Source organism: Bordetella sp. 02P26C-1 (assembly GCF_009763255.1).
In the GTDB taxonomy this organism is placed as follows: Bacteria; Pseudomonadota; Gammaproteobacteria; order Burkholderiales; family Burkholderiaceae_B; genus Bordetella_A.
On record NZ_WSJB01000002.1, the window covers coordinates 18,612 to 34,955 of the forward strand.

At 62.0% G+C, this 16,344-nt stretch carries 16 protein-coding genes; 2 read left to right on the forward strand and 14 right to left on the reverse strand.

Translation table 11 applies throughout. From position 1 onward, the window contains the following. Positions 1-51: 51 nt before the first annotated feature. The 12 genes from GOQ28_RS01115 to GOQ28_RS01170 all read right to left on the reverse strand — a co-directional run bounded on the left by GOQ28_RS01115 (position 52) and on the right by GOQ28_RS01170 (position 12,948). Positions 52-1,272 (reverse strand): MFS transporter, encoded by a 1,221-nt coding sequence (locus GOQ28_RS01115; protein ID WP_160355093.1) that lies wholly within the window; start codon positions 1,270-1,272, stop codon positions 52-54. Next, entirely contained in the window at positions 1,269-2,027 is a 759-nt protein-coding gene (locus tag GOQ28_RS01120) for a GntR family transcriptional regulator (RefSeq protein ID WP_160355094.1), read from the reverse strand. Before GOQ28_RS01120 ends, GOQ28_RS01115 begins: the two co-directional genes overlap by 4 nt. Continuing rightward, positions 2,024-3,214, reverse strand: a complete 1,191-nt coding sequence (locus tag GOQ28_RS01125; RefSeq protein ID WP_160355095.1) for a CaiB/BaiF CoA transferase family protein — start codon at positions 3,212-3,214, stop codon at positions 2,024-2,026. Before GOQ28_RS01125 ends, GOQ28_RS01120 begins: the two co-directional genes overlap by 4 nt. Beyond that, positions 3,211-4,365 (reverse strand): acyl-CoA dehydrogenase family protein, encoded by a 1,155-nt coding sequence (locus GOQ28_RS01130; protein WP_160348410.1) that lies wholly within the window; start codon positions 4,363-4,365, stop codon positions 3,211-3,213. Before GOQ28_RS01130 ends, GOQ28_RS01125 begins: the two co-directional genes overlap by 4 nt. Before the next feature lie 27 nt (positions 4,366-4,392). Further along, the gene (locus GOQ28_RS01135; RefSeq protein WP_160355096.1) at positions 4,393-5,790 is read right to left on the reverse strand and encodes an MmgE/PrpD family protein; all 1,398 of its coding nucleotides are present in this window, start codon (positions 5,788-5,790) and stop codon (positions 4,393-4,395) included. Between the two features lie 17 nt (positions 5,791-5,807). Continuing rightward, positions 5,808-7,079 (reverse strand): TRAP transporter large permease, encoded by a 1,272-nt coding sequence (locus tag GOQ28_RS01140; RefSeq protein ID WP_160348408.1) that lies wholly within the window; start codon positions 7,077-7,079, stop codon positions 5,808-5,810. After that, complete coding sequence (locus GOQ28_RS01145; RefSeq protein WP_160355097.1) at positions 7,076-7,708, reverse strand: TRAP transporter small permease; 633 nt, start codon at positions 7,706-7,708, stop codon at positions 7,076-7,078. Before GOQ28_RS01145 ends, GOQ28_RS01140 begins: the two co-directional genes overlap by 4 nt. Continuing rightward, positions 7,695-8,699 carry a TRAP transporter substrate-binding protein DctP gene (dctP, locus tag GOQ28_RS01150; protein WP_160355098.1) on the reverse strand — a complete coding sequence of 335 codons (1,005 nt, stop codon included), beginning with the start codon at positions 8,697-8,699 and terminating at the stop codon, positions 7,695-7,697. Before dctP (GOQ28_RS01150) ends, GOQ28_RS01145 begins: the two co-directional genes overlap by 14 nt. Before the next feature lie 17 nt (positions 8,700-8,716). After that, positions 8,717-10,309 carry an amidase gene (locus GOQ28_RS01155; protein ID WP_160355099.1) on the reverse strand — a complete coding sequence of 531 codons (1,593 nt, stop codon included), beginning with the start codon at positions 10,307-10,309 and terminating at the stop codon, positions 8,717-8,719. Then, the gene (gene dctP, locus GOQ28_RS01160; protein ID WP_160355100.1) at positions 10,306-11,301 is read right to left on the reverse strand and encodes a TRAP transporter substrate-binding protein DctP; all 996 of its coding nucleotides are present in this window, start codon (positions 11,299-11,301) and stop codon (positions 10,306-10,308) included. The genes GOQ28_RS01155 and dctP (GOQ28_RS01160) overlap by 4 nt, the downstream gene beginning before the upstream one ends. Before the next feature lie 67 nt (positions 11,302-11,368). Then, positions 11,369-11,872 (reverse strand): MaoC family dehydratase, encoded by a 504-nt coding sequence (locus tag GOQ28_RS01165; RefSeq protein WP_160348403.1) that lies wholly within the window; start codon positions 11,870-11,872, stop codon positions 11,369-11,371. A 239-nt stretch (positions 11,873-12,111) separates the two neighbouring features. Next, on the reverse strand, positions 12,112-12,948 hold the full coding sequence (locus tag GOQ28_RS01170; RefSeq protein ID WP_160348402.1) for an IclR family transcriptional regulator: 837 nt from the start codon (positions 12,946-12,948) through the stop codon (positions 12,112-12,114). A gap of 108 nt (positions 12,949-13,056) precedes the next feature. Between GOQ28_RS01170 and GOQ28_RS01175 the strand changes: the two genes are divergently transcribed. Further along, entirely contained in the window at positions 13,057-14,022 is a 966-nt protein-coding gene (locus tag GOQ28_RS01175; RefSeq protein ID WP_160355101.1) for a Bug family tripartite tricarboxylate transporter substrate binding protein, read from the forward strand. Positions 14,023-14,226: 204 nt separating this feature from the next. On the opposite strand, the gene GOQ28_RS01180 is transcribed toward GOQ28_RS01175, so the two are convergent. Next, complete coding sequence (locus tag GOQ28_RS01180; RefSeq protein ID WP_160355102.1) at positions 14,227-15,030, reverse strand: tyrosine-protein phosphatase; 804 nt, start codon at positions 15,028-15,030, stop codon at positions 14,227-14,229. Between the two features lie 107 nt (positions 15,031-15,137). On the opposite strand from GOQ28_RS01180, the gene GOQ28_RS01185 reads away from it, so the two are divergent. After that, positions 15,138-15,521 carry a copper resistance protein NlpE gene (locus GOQ28_RS01185; RefSeq protein ID WP_202109586.1) on the forward strand — a complete coding sequence of 128 codons (384 nt, stop codon included), beginning with the start codon at positions 15,138-15,140 and terminating at the stop codon, positions 15,519-15,521. A 54-nt stretch (positions 15,522-15,575) separates the two neighbouring features. On the opposite strand, the gene GOQ28_RS01190 is transcribed toward GOQ28_RS01185, so the two are convergent. Continuing rightward, positions 15,576-16,343, reverse strand: a complete 768-nt coding sequence (locus GOQ28_RS01190; RefSeq protein ID WP_160355104.1) for a class II aldolase/adducin family protein — start codon at positions 16,341-16,343, stop codon at positions 15,576-15,578. Position 16,344 lies beyond the last annotated feature (1 nt).

Consider the following 16,344-nt stretch of genomic DNA (forward strand, 5'->3'; position numbering starts at 1 on the left):
ACCGTTTCCATCGCCCGCTGCGGGTGGGAAAGCCTGGCTTTGCCTGGACTACTACGCCGTCGATACCTTGGCGGCAGGCTTTTCGGCGACAAAATGCCGGCGCTGAGTCGCCAAGGCCAGCCCGACGAACAGGGCTGGCAAGACGATCAATATAAATGCAACCCTGTAGCTCCCCATTAGCGTAGCCATCGCGCCAAATATAGGAGGGCCGAGCACCACGCCTAGAAAGGTACATGTCAGCGCGCCGCCCGTGGCAAGACTGGCCCGGCCAACCGGTGCCTGTCGCGCGATTTCCGCCAGGTACACGCCATTCCACCCGACCGCCGCCGCGCCCAGTACCATCAGCGATAGTGCAACTAGCACGGTGGGAGCGTTGCCGGGCAGCAATGCCAGCACCAACATGCCCAGCGTCATCAAGAGGGCCAGCACGGTGAGCGTCTTGACCGGGCCAAGGTAACGGTCGGAGCACCATCCCCAAAACAAACGTCCTGCCACGCCGGCGACCTGGCCCAGCGACAACATCATCCCGGCGGCCACGAGCGTGTAGGCCAGATCTTCATGCAGATAGGTCACGACATACGCGCTATACGACCATTGCACGGCGGAAAAGCACAAGGACACAATCGCCAGCAGGGCCAACGGCCGCCGCGAAAAAATCAGCGCAAGCGGCGCGCGCAGGTCACCCAGCAATGCGCTGCGCCCCGGCCGGCGGTCGGCATCCAGCTCCGCGCGCACCAGTTGAGCCAGCGCCGCACAGGCCAAGCAGGCGATAGCTGTGACCAGTAAGGCGCCACGCCAACCCACGGCGATCTCCAGCTTGGGCGCGAGCATACCCGCCAGCACGCCTCCCAGCGGCACACCGGTTTGCTTGACGGAAAATACGAACGACATGCGGTGGGGCGGCGTCGTTCGAATCAACAGGTGTGAGCTGGCCGGCGTGATGGGCCCGTACCCCAAACCCAACAACAGCGCGCCCACGGCCAGCAGCGCCACCTGACCGGACAGGCTGCACAATAGGCCCGCCGCACACAAGGCCAGTCCGCACTGGCTGGCCCGGATTGCGCCCAGCCGTACTACCCAGTTGCCCGCCGTTAAACTACCCGCCATCGCGCCGACATAGACCAGCGCAACATACAAACCCACCATCTCGGCGCCAACCCCGGTCGATGCGCTCAGCACTGGCGCCAGCACGGGGACGACCAGCGCAGCGGCCGACACCAGCGCCTGGACCGCCAGCGTAATGCCAAGGACCGCGGAGGCGGGGGCCTTCACGTGGACACCCGCCAGTCGCGTCGGAATGACTCCCGATAGCTGAAGCGATCCGCCGGATGCAAGCTGATTGCCAATTCCACCAGCGCGTCGCGCGCGTCGACGTAGCGGCGCTCCAGGCGCAAGCCGGCCGATCCTGGCTTGGCATCCAGCCGCCGCGCGGTTGCCTTGTCCAGTACCACGGCGCGGATATCCTGATGCACGGTTTTAATCTGCACATCGAACTGCTCTTCCAACACTGCATAAAGTGCACGCGTCATACGGCCACGCAGTCCGGAGACCGCGCGAAACGCGGGCGCGATATAGGCGTCGGTCATGCAGATCGGAGCATCGTGGGCCTCGGTATAGCGCAGACCCCAGACATGCAACCAGGTTTCGCCGGCCGAGGCATCCAGCGTATCCGCGAGTTCGCCATCGACTTCGAGAAGCTCCTGCCCCTCGATTTCCAGGGTCGTCTCATAAGCGTACTGCCGCAGGTCCGTGATGCCGGACATGGTCTGTGTATATTGCGTGACCGGCGTGCTGGCCAGCACCCGGCTGCCCACCCCCGGTTGGCGCGTCACCATGCCCAGCTGTACCAGCTGCTTGACGGCTTCACGCACGGTAAATCGTGACACGCCGAACTGATCGCACAGCTCGAACTCGGTGGGCAGCAGGCTGCCCACCGGATAGCGGCCCGTGCGGATTTCATGGACCAGCGTCGTCGCTAACTGCAGATAGCGCGGTCGGCCGCCGGGCGCTTCGATTTTCAAGGTCATAGAACTGCGGTTTTCCTCAAACTGGCGATCTGGTCGGGGCTGTACCCCGCCTGCGCCAGCAGCTCGTCGGTATCGGCCCCCATGGCGGGTGCCGCCCGCGCCAGCGGTGACGCTCCGGAACAGCGGATGGGCGAGGCCACACCTTTAACGGCGCGGCCTGCGGCATCGTGGGCATCGAGCAGACAACCATGCGCTTGGACGAACGGATTTTCCAATGCCTGGGCCACATCATAAACCGGCGCGGCAGGCACTTTCCCGGCAAAGCGTTCCATCCAGCGCGCGGTGCTATCGGTCATAAAGACGGCTTCCAGTTCTTGATTGAGCTTTTCCCGGTTGCGCAGACGATCGGCAAAGCGGTGGTAGTCGGGGTCCTCGGCCCATTCCGGATGGCCCATCGCCTGGGCCAGCAGGGGCCAGAATTTTTCTTTATTGCACATCACGAAGATCCAGCTGTCGGCGGTGCGGTACAGCTGGCTGGGCACGAGCGACGGATGACCCGACCGGGGCGCGCGCCCGGTTTGATGCCCGCCATTCAGATACCAGGTCGCCACATAGCAGAGGTTATGCAACGCAACGTCAAACAGGCTCACGTCGACATCGCGGCCCACGCCGCTCTGACGCGCGCCGAGCACGGCCGACACCAGCCCCAACGCGGCGGTGGTGCCGGTCATCAAGTCAATGATCGACAGGCCAAAGCGCGCGGGCGGACCGTCGGGCTCACCAGTCAGTGACAGATAGCCGGCTTCGGCCTGCATCAGGTAATCGTAGCCCGGCCAACTTGCCCGTTCACCGTCCCGGCCATAGGCCGACAGGTGCACGCACACGATGTCAGGCCGGACTTCGCGCAGGGCTTCGTAGGTCAACCCCAGGCGCCCGGGCAGATCGCCGCGCAGATTGTTAAACACGGCATCGGCGTGTTCGCACAAGCTGTGCAGGACCTGCTGACCTTCGGGCTGCTTCAGATCCAGCGTGACGCTTTTCTTATTGCGGTTAAAGGCTTGATAAAAGTGGCTGTCGCCGGGCCCGAAATAGTGCGGCCCGACCGCCCGGCCTACGTCTCCGCCTTCGCGCGGATTCTCTATTTTGATGACCTCCGCGCCCAGGTCGGCCAAATGCTGTGTCCCAAAGGGGCCCGCACCATACTGTTCGACGGAAATAATGCGCAAGCCAGTCAGCGGCAAGGTCATATGGGGTTCCTTTGCACCAGTTGCTTGGCGATGATGATGCGTTGCATCTCGTTCGTGCCTTCCCCAATCACCAACAGGGGGGCGTCGCGATAGAAGCGCTCGACGAGATATTCTTTTGAATACCCATAGCCGCCATGGATGCGCATGGCCTCCAGGCTGTTTTCCACGGCGGTTTCGGTGGCGAACAGCTTGGCCATGCCGGCTTCCATATCGCAGCGGTCGCCACGGTCGTAGGCTTCGGCCGCCCGTAGCGTGAGCAGGCGCGAGGCCTCCGTGCGGGTGGCCATGTCACCGAGTTTGGTCTGGATGGCCTGATGTTCGCAGATGGGCTTGCCAAAGGTCTTGCGTTGCTGCGCGTATTTGACCGCCTCGCGCAACGATGCCTGGGCCACGCCCACGCCGCGCGCCGCGACATTGATGCGGCCCAGCTCCAGGCCATTCAAGATCATCTGCAGGCCGCGACCCTCGACGCCGCCGATGAGCCGATCCGCCGGCACGCGGTAGTCCTCGAAAACCAGTTCCGTGGAATCGATGCCTTTGTAGCCGAGCTTCTCCAGCTGCCGGCTCACGGTGAATCCCGGACCTTTCTCGGCGATGAACAGGCTCATCCCTTTATGGCGCGGCTCGGCCTGCGGATCGGTCTTGACCAATAACGCGAAGCAGTTGCCATGGTAGCCATTGGTGATCCACATCTTGCTGCCGTTGATCACGTACTCGTCGCCTTCGCGTCTGGCGACCGTGCGTATCGCCTGCAGGTCCGTCCCACAATCGGGTTCGGTCAGGCCAATGCCCCCGCGCAGTTCCCCGGTGGCAAAGCGGGGCAGATAGGCGCGTTTCTGGGCCTCGGTGCCGTTACGTTGGACGGCGGCGGCCATGATGATGTGCGAATTCAAGATGCCCGACAGCGACATCCATTCTTCGGAAATGCGCTCGATGATCTTGGCATAGGTCACGGTCGATAGCCCGAGCCCACCATATTCGGGCGCGATGAGGCAGCCAAAGAGCCCCATCTCCTTCATCTTTTCGACGATTTCGGTGGGATAGATGTCGTCGTGTTCGAATTGCCAAACATGCGGGCGCACCTCTTGTTCGAGGAAACGGCCCACCATATCCAGGATCAATCGTTCCTGGCTGTCATCATGTGCGGTCATGCGGGTTCTCCGTGAGAGCAGGGTGCGTCAGTGTTGGGTCAACTGGTCGGCAAGGGCGCGCGCGGTCCCTTGTTCCAGGCCCAGCACGGCTTGTTCGATCGCCGCTGCGCGCTCGGCCGAGATCTGCCGCAGCGCGTTATCGCGAAACTTGGCCTGAATGTCGGCAGCAGTCAGGGGGCGGTCTTCCGCGCCACGATTGATGGCTTCGCGCTCGCGCAGCTTGCGGCCGTCTGTCAGTTCCACGATGACTTCGCCGCCATAGTGCAGGGGGAAGTCGCTATCGGGATCGTGTTCATAATCAGTGATCGCGGCCAGCGCCAGTACGGCCGGGTCGCTTAGCGCGGCCTCTTCGAGGTCGTCCAGCGTGAGCTTGCCCTTGCACAAGGCGGTGCTGACGAGATAGGGGATGCTGAATTGCGCCTCATAACTGTTAGCGGGTTTGCGCTTGGACGCCTCCGGTTCGCATACGGTTTTTACGACCTCGGCGGGCACCAGCACGGTAATTCGCCGGATCTGATCGGCGCGCACACCCTGCGCATGCAAACGCGCGGCCGCGTCGATTGCGGCGTGGGTAAAGTGGCACGCGGGCAGCGGTTTGACCGACACGCGCTCGACCTCCCATAACGTGCCCAGTTGCGCGGTGGCGAGTTGCAGGTCATAGTCACGCTCGCCAAGATGGCTGGCGTACAGGCCGAATCGTCCCTCGTAAGCCAGCCGTGTTCCGGTATAGCCATGTTTGCCGAACGTGGCGGCCGTGATCCCGGCGTTCGCGGCCCAACCGGGATGCAGCCGTTTGTTCCACGCGCCATCATTCAAGAATTCCAGACTGCCGGCGGCCAGCGATAGGGCGATCCCTTGCGCGTCGACCATCTGTCGCGCATTCAACCCTAGCAGCCAGCCCGCTGCGAGCGTGCATCCAAATGTGCCGATCAATCCCGTCGGGTGAAAGCCCACTTGGTGAAAGCCACCTTTGGCCACCGCGCCCAGCCGCGTGGCCGCCTCCATGCCCAGGACATAGGCCGCCACCATATCGGAGCCGCTGCGATCGTCGCGCGCGGCCAGCGCCAGCACGGTCGGCAGAATCGACGCCGTGGCGTGAATCACGCCCCGGGCATGGGTATCGTCATAGTCCAGGCCGTGTATCAGCACGCCATTAGCAATCGCCGCATTGCGCGGGTCCATGCGTTTGCCGGATCCAATGACGATGCTGTCGCCGCCGCTGTCGAGCTCGCCGATGGCCGCCAACGCGCGCCGCGAAAACTCGTAACCGTGCGAGGCCAGTGCGATGCCGATCGAATCCAACATCAATAGCCGGCCGCGTTCACGCGCCGTCACCGGAATGCTTGCTGCATCGAAGTTCGCGGCGAATTGGGCCAGCGTTTCGGATAAAGCCAACGTGGCGGGGGTGTCTGCATGATCTTTCATTCCGTCTCTCCTCGTTTTCAGTTCAGCAGCGCCAGCGATATCGCCGGTACAAACGTGATGAGCGCCAGCGAGAGCAAACGCGTCATATAGAAAGGCAGCACGCCGCGCGCGACCTGCTCGACGGGGATACGCGCGATCCCACTCATCACAAACAGGTTCAGCCCGATAGGCGGGGTCAGGGTGGCGATCTCGACGTTGGCCACCATGATCACGGCGAAGTGCACCGGATCGATGCCCAGATGCGTGGCCATCGGGAACAGCAGCGGGGCGGTCAGCACAATCATCGCAACGCCATCGAGGAACATGCCCAGCGCCAACAGCACCACGTTAGCCAACAGCAGAAACTGCCAGGCCGACATGTCCATGCGTTCCATGAATCCGATCAGCGACGCGGACACCCCCATGCGGGCCAGGATGAAGCCGATCAAACTGCCGCCCATTACCACCATGAAAATCATGGTGGACTGCAGTACGGATTCCTGGGAAACCTTCCATACCGCGCTCCAGTTCATGGTGCGATACACCACCACGCATAGCAGCGCCGCGTAGCCCGCAGCGACCGCCGAGACTTCCGTCGGCGTGAAGATACCCAGGTAAATACTGCCCAAGACGAGCACCGGCATCGATAGCGCGCCGGCGGCTTTAGGTAGCCGACGCGTGAATCCCGCGATATCCGGCTTACCTGTCGTGGCGCCGTAGCCATGTCGTCGGGTCAGCCACACGGTGGTGATGAGCAACAAGGCCGCTTCCATTAAGCCGGGCAGGATGCCTGCAATGAACAGCTTGTCCACGGGAAGGCCCACGATGGACCCGATCAGAATGAATCCCAGCGACGGCGGTATCATCAAGCCCAGCGTTCCGCCCACGGCCACCAGGGCAGCCGAGAATCGCGGCGGATAGTTTTCGCGTTTGAGGCCATCGACCGTGGCCGCGCCGATGGCTGCGGCCGACCCCACGCTGGAGCCCGACACGGCCGCGAAGAACACGCAGGCCAGCATCACGGTCAATGCCAATCCGCCGCGCACGCAACGCACGAGACTGCCGATCAGCTCGATCATCACAGCCACGATATTGCCGCGCATCATCAGATTGCCCATCAGCACGAACATCGGGATGGCCATGAGCGGATAGCTGTTGATCGACTTGAATGCCGTTTGCGCGATCACCGTGAGCGGCACGCCATTGACGGACATCACCATGGCGCTGGACATCAGGCCCATGGCTGTTCCGACATGCGCACCCAGGGCCAGCAGGACCAGCAAACCAATAACAGAGAGTCCCAGGGTCATAGCAGTGGCTCCTGTCGGGCGATGGCCTCGGCCACACTGGGATCGGGGTTCTCGTCCACGGCCTGCGGCGCGAACGGATCGCCCCACCGCCACGCGTACCAGGCTGCGCAGGCGTAATACGCGAACAGCGCCAATCCACCTACCGGCATGGCCAAAAACAGCAGCCACATGGGCAGCTCGAGCGACGACTCAGACACCATGCCCATGGTGTAGAAGCGATGCACCTGAGGGATCGAAGAATAGGCGAGGATAAAGGCGAACAACATGCCCGCCACGCATGACACCAGCCACACCACGCGCTGCACCGGGCGTGGCAGACGCTGTACGAGCAATTCGGTTCGGATGTGATAGTTGCGAAACCCCGCGATGCCCAGCGTCAGGAAAAACGCCCACACCATCAGGAACCGCACCGATTCCTCGGCCCAGAAGTAACTGACATCCAATGCGTAGCGGCTAAAGCCCTCCAGAATCATGATGAAGGTCGCGGCCAATGCCATGATGGTGGCCAGACCCAGCACAAGCCGTGATATCCAACCCAGTTTGCCGAATTCGGGCGCGACGGCTGCCACGGGACGCTCCCTTGCTGAGCTGCGGGGCAAGCGCGCTGATTCCAGTTCACTTGCCATCATGGATGCACTCCTTGCGGACTTTTTCCAGTTGCGCGAGGGTAGCCGCCTGTTTGTTGCGAAAGCCTTCGCCCGCCGCGACGAAACGCGCCTTCAGTTTTTCGACCTCCTCCGGCGCCATTACGCGGTAGTGCCCACCCTTGGCGACCATTTGATCGATCAGCTCGCGATCTTTAGCGACGGTCTCTTGCCATTGGCGGGCCGAAATATCCGCCACGGTATCCACGATCGCTTTGCGCTGTGCCTCGGGCAAGCTGTCCAACCAAAGTTTGTCTACGGTGATGGCCGAGGTCGCCAGGCCCATCCCTGGAGGCAGCGTGGCGTACTTGGCGGTGCTGCCTAGCACGTCGGCCCAGCCGGCCGGCGAGGTCATGGCGCCGTCGATGGCTCCCTGTGACAGGGCCGCCGACATTTCGGATGCCGACATGGAAACCGGGCTGGCCTGGACTGATTTCATCGCATCCAACATGATCTGCCCGCCGATCACGCGCACTTTCTGGCCCTTCAAATCCTCGACCTTCTGGATGTCGCGATTCTTCATCAGGAAAATCAGATCGGCGGTGCGCAGAAAGCCCAGCACCTGCATGCCGCGCGGTTCGAGGTAGCCCGAGATCATCTCCGTGAAGCCCTTGGCAAAGCACGGATTAGTCATTTCCTCGGTGGTCAGTGCAAAGGGCAGGCTGGCCACCCCCACGCGCGGATCGAACTGCTCCAGCCGCGAGGAAACCGGCCACACCATATGCACCGCGCCCGTCCCCAATGCCGCCAAGCCATCGCGGTCGTTATAGAGCTGCGAGGCGGGGAAATACTTGCCCTGTATGGCCCCGTCGGTGCGTTTGCCTACCTCCTCGATGAATTGCTGGATGTAGGGGCTGGGATTGGTCGCCAGCGGAATTTCGCTGGTGATGATCATCTCGGCAGCGCCTGCGGCGCCGCTGCAACCGATCACTATGGCGCTGAGCCATGGTGCGGCTTTGTTCCAAACCGTTTTCATTTTGTCTCCTCCTCGGCTCAGCGGCCGGATAGTGCGTAGCTAGCGGGGCGGCGCGTGTGCCACGTCGTGGTTTGCTGATAAAGACGCCCTAGCGCCAGTACGCGGTCTTCGCCCAAAGGTAGGCCGACCAACTGCATCCCCAGCGGTAAGCCGCCAGCGCCCTCACCCACGGGAACCGTCAGTACAGGCAGACCGAGGTAATTGATGCCTCGTGTCCAGGTCGACAACTGCGAGAACTCGCGTTCCAGACGGGCCTGATCGCCGTCCACCGTGGTTTCGACGAGCGGGGCCACATCCGGCGTGCAAGGCAGCAGCAGCGCGTCGGCATCACCCTGTATCTCGCGCAGGTAACGTTGCAGGAACGGCGCGCGCAGACGCTGTGCGTCGCAATAGTCCACGCCGGATAGCAACAGACCTCGGCTGATACGCCGGCGCACTTGGTGGCCGTAGTCCTCAGCGCGTTCGCGCAACCAACGCTGGTGCATGGCCGCCGCCTCGACCGCGAGGAGGATCGACGCAAGCTGACCCGCGCGCTGCAAAAAGGGGTAGGGTGATGCAATCGTTCGACATTCCACGCCTGCGTCTTTCAACGCCCGCACGGCTTCGTCCAGGGCCTGGCGCATCTGCGCCGACATGGGGTCGTCGTCGCGCCAGCTTGGAACGACGACTCGGAGCTGGCCTGTCGGCTCGCCCAGCGTGGACGGTACATTGAGGCATGAAGGGTCTGACGGATCGGCTCCCGCCAGTGCCTGATAGGCATGCCCGCAGAGTTCCGCCGACCACGCCAGTGGCCCGATGCAATCCAGGCTGGGAGACAGCGGCATGGCGCCCGCCACGCTCACGCGGTGTTGCGTGGGCTTTAATCCCGTCAGTCCGCACAACGCCGCAGGCAGACGGATCGAACCGCCGGTATCTGAACCGATGGCCAACGGTACGTGACCGGCGGCGACCGACATGGCCGCGCCACTGGAACTGCCGCCCGACACACGCGTGGTGTCCCAGGGATTGCGGCCCGGGCCATAGGTCGCATTCCAGCCCGTTGGCGACATGGCGAGTTCCGCCATATGCTGAGTGCCCAGCACGATAGCGCCCGCCGCGCGCAGGCGCGCCACGATGGTGGCGTCCGTGCTGGCCGGCGAGCTGCCCCGACGCAGCGGCGATCCCCAGCCCGCTGTGTGGCCCTGGCGGTCGAACATGTCCTTGATGCCTACCGGCATGCCGTGCAGGGGGCCGCGTATCCTGCCTTGTCGCCGCTCATCGTCGCGTTGCCTCGCCTCGGTCAAGGCCGTGTCCGCATCGATATCGACCCACGCCAGCTTGCCGGGTGCTACTCGCTCGATAGCCGCCAGACTGGCGCGGACCAAGGCCTCGCTATCGATGCTGGTATCCGGCTCGGGCGCTGCCGCGTGGGCGAACGGCAAGGGAGCGAGTCGGCGCAATGCTTCGCCAAACGGCACAGCGACCTGCGACATGTCCATCGTCGCCGTCTCTTGCGCCAATGCGGCGCTGAGGCTTGCCGTTGCCTCGACCAGATCCGGCAGGTCCTGCTCGTCCAGCGGCAACTCACGAGCATCGACCCAGTCACGGGCGGATTGAATCAAGGCGCTCATTTGACACCACACCGCTGGGAAATCGACTCGACCTGCTTAACCACGTCGCCGTACTTATCGGTATAGGATTTCTTCGCGGCGTCTGCGCGGGCTTTCCATTCCGCGGCGCCTGCATCATCGGCCACGCGATAGACGGAGCCTTGCTGCTCCATCTTCTTGACGGCCTCGGCATCGGCCGCGCGCGCTTCCTCCCATTGGCGCTTGATGATGGCGTTCATGCTGTCGACTATCGCCTGGCGTTGCTGATCCGTCAGCGCATCCATCCAGTTGCGGTCAGCCACCACGGCGTAGGTGGCGAGCGACATACCCGGCACGTGAAAGGCATACTTGCCGGTCTTGCCTATCATCTCGGACCAACCGGCCGGAGAGCTGAGCACCCCGTCGATCGCGCCCTGCGCCAGGGCGGTACTCATCTCCGATGCCGCCAGAGAGACCGGGCTGGCATCAAAACTGCGCACCATGTCCAGGAAAATGCGCCCGCCCGTCACGCGCAGCTTCGCACCGCGCATATCCGCCAGCGACTTCACGTCCCGGTCGCGGAAGATAAAGAACAAGTCAGCCGTGCGCAGCAGTCCCAGTACCTGCAATTGCCGGGACTTCAAGCGTTCCGACATCATCTCAGTAAGCCCCTGGGCAAAACATTCGTTGGCCATCATCTCGTCGGATAGGCCAAACGGCAGGTTGATATAGCCCAGCGCCGGATCCAGTGTTTCCAATCGCACCGACACTGGCCAGACCATGTGCACGGCGCCTGTGCCAATGGCGGCGAGGCCGTCCTGATCGTTGTACAACTGCGAGGCCGGGAACACCTTGACCTGCACTTCGCCGTTGGTGCGCTTGGCGACGTCGGCGGCGAATTCGTTCATATATCGCGTTTTCCAATGCGACGCCGCTACCTCGGACGTCAACACCAGTTCGGTGGCGGCCCCTGCCTGACAAGAAATCGCAAGTGCGAGCAACGCCGCTCCACGCCGGATCAACTGGTTAAACATGGCAATACCCTCCTTGGGCTAGTACTGCGATGTCGCGCGGGCCGCGCCCGCACGGAGAGACCTGCGACTATTGATCGCCTACGCCGTGTCCACGCTTGGGCACGAGGCACGAGCGGACGAAGTTCATTACCTCGACGCCGTCCTGGTTGAACGCGCGCGTGCGCGTGGTGACGATGCCTTGATTTGGGCGGCTGCGGGATTCGCGCAGCTCCAGGACTTCCGATTCAGCGTACAAGGTATCGCCGGCGAAGACGGGGGCGGTCAGGTTGATCTCTTTCCAACCAAGGTTGGCGATGGCTTTACCGCTGACGTCATTCACGGTCATGCCGAGCACGATGGCGACAGTCAGTCCGCTATTGACGAGTAACTTGCCGAATTCACTTTGACTGGCATACGCCGCATCGCAGTGCATGGGATGAAAGTTCATCGTCAGCAGTGAGAACTGAATGTTGTCGGCATCCGTCAGCGTGCGGCCCGGGCGATGCTCGTAAACGGCACCGACTTCGAACTCTTCCAGATACCGCCCGAAACTGAAGCGATAGCGCTTGGGACTCACGTTGGTAACCTCCATGTCTCCTCCTTTGTCATGTTTGATAGTTTGTCTGGACAAAGTGATGGTCGTCCTGGAGCGTGGGGCTTGTCAACGAATTTTCGTTGCGCGCTGCAGCAGGGCTGGCGATGGCAGCCCTTTTCAGTGGTTAATGAGTGCCGGCGTGCATAACGGTTGCCGTGCGCGCTCGGCAGTGGCGTCTGGGTCCGGCGGTCGCCGGTCGACAGTGGGCTTCAGCGGGCGCTGCGGTGCAATGGGAGTTACGGCCGATACCCCGAAAGCTGCTGCGCGACTTTTCGCAGCGCTGGCACGACGCGGTCGCGCAGCACATCGGGGGGCAGCAGCGACGCCGGCCCGCCGCAGCTCACGACGAATGTGCCTTCCCCGGTCACCGACTCGAACGGGACGGCTACGGCGTTAATGTCGCTGCGCCAGCTGCCCAGCGCGAAACAGCATCCCGTGCTCGCGAAATCCGCGCAGGCCTGTTGAATCACTGACTCGGCGGGCGCGGCTTGGCCCAGGCGATTGAGCAGCTCTGCGCGCTTCGAAGCGGGTAGCCGCGCCAGGTAGGCCCGCCCCATGGCGCTATTGAAACTCGCGCGGTAACCCACCGGCAGGCGTAAGTACAAGTCAGACGACCCATGTATCGCTTCGACATAGACCATCGCGTCACCATCGAAGGTGCCCAGCGCGATCGCGCCTCCGGTGTCCTTCGCCAGCTGCTGCATGCAGTCGCGGGCCATGGCACGCACTTCCAGCCCGGCCAGCACGCCGAACCCCAACGCCAGCACGGCAAAGCCTGGCGAATACTTACCGCTTTCCGGGTGATAGCGCAGGTAGCCCAGCTCCGTCAACGTATAGGTGATCCGGCTGATCGTGGGCTTGGGCAGCCCGGTGAGACCGGCCAGATCCTGGTTCCCGAGCGTGCTGGTGTCCTTGCCAAAACAGCGCAGCACGTCAAGACCGCGAGCCAACGCCTCGATGAATTCGGGCGCAGCGCGCCCTTGCCCCGCGCCGCGCCGACGGCGCGCGGGTCCGCTCAGCGCCGGGGACGTGTTCGACGGATCAGCAGGGGGGAGTTCAGAGGGGACTTGCATCGAGGGCCATTCGTTTTTATAGTAGATTTCGCAAAGCAAAATTAAATTTCGTACCTTGAAATTTACTTCAAGCAAAACGCTTCGTCTAGGACCGACACAGGGGAAATTATGTTGAAACGAGCCTATACCTTCGCCGCCGCGCTAACCTTGTCCGTATGCGCCGGTCTGGCCCATGCGGCCTATCCCGAGCGGCCTATCACCGTCATCTCGCCATTTCCGGCTGGTGGCGCCACCGATGTGTTGACGCGCATCCTTGCTGAACGCATGGGCCGCGCGCTCGATCAGACCATGATCGTCGAGAACAAGGCTGGCGCCGGCACGACCATTGGCGCGGGCTACGTCAGCCGCGCGAAACCCGATGGCTACACCTTGCTGATGGCGACCAACTCGACGCTGGTGACCAATCGCTATCTCTACAAATCGCTGCCTTACGACCCCGATGGCTTCGCGCCCATCGGCATGGTCGGGATCGGTCCACTGATCCTGCTGGCAAGCAACAAGAACGATTACAAGAGCACCGCTGACGTGGTGCAAGACGCCAAGGCGCGTCCCGGCAAATTGACGTTCGCGACGTTCGGTCCGGGAACCTCGTCGCATTTGGCCGGCGAGCTGTTCAAGCAGGAAGCGGGCATCGACGTGCTGCACGTGCCTTACAAAGGCGCCACTATGGCGCTACCCGCCGTGATTAATGGCGACGTCGATTTGTTCTTTGACATGGTGGCGACCGGGATGCCGCAGGTCGAGGCGGGCAAGCTCAAAGTGTTTGGCATCACCAGCAAATCGCGCCTGTCCACGCTGCCCGATCTGCCAACCATGGCCGAGCAGGGCTATCCGGCATTCGATCTGAGCGCGTGGTTTAGCTTTGTGGCGCCTCCGGGGACGTCTCCCGAGGTGTTAGAGACGCTGCAAAAGGCGCTGGTCACGACCCTCGAAGACCCGCAAGTACGCGAAAAATTGCTGTCCCTGGGGATTGAGCCGCGCTCCGGCACCGCGCAGGAATTGACCCAGCAAATCAAGAACGAACAACCCGTGATCGAGAAGCTGGTCGATCAAGCCGGGCTCGAACGCCAGTAAGCCATCTCTACCGTGTTGCCATCCCAGGGAGGATGGCCGAACGACCGCAATATGCCGTGTGAATACCACGCATATTGCGGTTTTTTTTGGAGGGGATGTTAGGCGGCGCATGCCGGCCGGCATACGGCTCGCCGTGATCGCTGCAAATGCTCCGCCATTGTGGGCCGCACACAAGCCGGCCCTCGGCGGCCGCTACGCCCACACTTACCCGCTCGTATACGCCGAAATTAGAGCCGCCTGCTCCGCCTTGCCAATACCAAGCGCCTGAGAAAAGTAGTTCCCGACCGTGCCGTGATTGCGCGTAAGCGCATCAAAGGCGATATCGAGATATTCGCGACGAACCCGCAGCAGGTTCTCCACGACAGCTCCGTCCCCACCTCCAGCCACGAATGCCTGCATCATCGGTTGAGAACCAGATATCAGCTGATCATTGCTCGTCAGGTAATCCGCCACGATGTCGTCAAAACCCACACCCAACAAGGACAAGAACAGCGCGGCCGCCCAGCCGGTCCTGTCCTTACCGGCAGTGCAATGAAACAGTTTGGGCGAGCCCGGATCCCGCAGCAGCAAAGAAAAGAATGCAGCGTAAGCCTTGCACGCACTGGGTAGGGTGACCAGATCCTCGTAGATGCTCCGATAGAGCGTTTGAATTCTGGTGGGCGTGAGCTCTTGCGCCGCTTTGCGAGGATCCTGCAGCATCAGTTGCAGGGTGGCCGCCAGCGAATCGGAGGCGTCACCCAAAACGTTCAGCCATACATTGCGTGCGCCGTCTATTTGGGCGTCTGGGGATTGTTCTCTCTCTTGCCAAGTACGGAAGTCGTATACGATGCGAACACCCACGTCTTGCAGCGTTCGTAACGCCTCTGTCGGCAGGTTCGATAATTGGCTCGAGCGGAATAGGCGACCCGGTGTGACCGTTGCGCCACTAGCCGTTGCATGGCCGCCCAGGTCCCTGAAATTGCAGATGGTTTGGCTTATTTTTGGGGTTTTTTCTTCCAAGATATTCATAAATCCATCAACCAAGAGACTCCGCCCTATGCGCCTCACGCGGGCGCAAGATCGCCATAGATGGAACAAATCTGACCATGAAAAATCGCGCTAGTTCAGTCGTTCTCATGACCGCTATATTGTCCGCATGCGCACCTGTCCCGCAGACCGGCGCCGCCTTTGACGCCGAGCATAATGCACGCACCGCCCTGGACTGGGCCGGAACCTATCGGGGCGTTCTGCCTTGCGCCGACTGCGAAGGCATAGACACCGTCGTCACGCTCGAGGACGACGGATCGTACCAGACGGCTACCCGGTATCTTGGCAAACGCAATTCCGTGACAGAAGAACAGGGCCGATTCAGTTGGAACACATCGGGCAACACCGTCACGCTCGGCCAGCGCGAGCCCGTACAGTATTTCGTCGCCGAGAATCGGCTGATTCGCTTGGCGACAGACGGCTCCCGGATCACTGGGCCGTTAGCGGACAGCTATGTGTTGACGAAAGAATAGGCGCACCAATCGAATAGGCACATCAATAGGCCCCGGAGCGCGCACCGGGGTAGCTCACTCGCGATACGAGCGATCGCGTCGATCGAGTAAGCGCAGCATCGCGGGCCATTCCATGACGCCGTATGGCCGCCTGGTTTCCGGGTGATAGAGGTAAGCCGTTTTTTTGATCACTTCTTCCTTAGGGAAGTGCAGATCGGTATTGCAAGCCATCGCATCGACCTGGGCGCGGCAGGCCATTTCCAACCAATACATGGTGTTGAAAGCCTGCGGAATATCCGAGCATGCCACCAACAAGCCGTGATTGCGCAAGATCATCGCATCGCTGTCGCCGAGATCGTGGATCAAGCGGCCGCGTTCCTCGGTGTCGATGGCGGGGCCCTCGTACTCGTGGTAAGCAATCGAGCCAAAGCGCATCGCTGTCTGCGTCAAGGGTAGCAATCCGCACTTCAATGCGGAGACCGCCATGCCCGCGCGCGAATGGGTGTGGATCACACATTCCACATCCGCGCGCGCGGCATGCACGGCGCTGTGTATGACATAGCCAGCCAAGTTCATCGTATATTGCTCGTGGGGATTGAGCAGTACGTCTCCCGCGAGATTGATCGTGATCAGGCTGGAAGCCGTAATCTCCTCGTACATGTATCCGTAGGGGTTGATTAACAGCCGATCCTCGCCACCCGGCACGCGGGCGGTGATGTGGTTGTAGACCAAGTCGCTCATGCCGAACATCGGCATGAGGCGATAACACGCCGCGAGATTCACGCGCGCGTCCCACTCTGCCTCGGATACGACACTACGCACGTTCATTGTCAGAGCATTCATC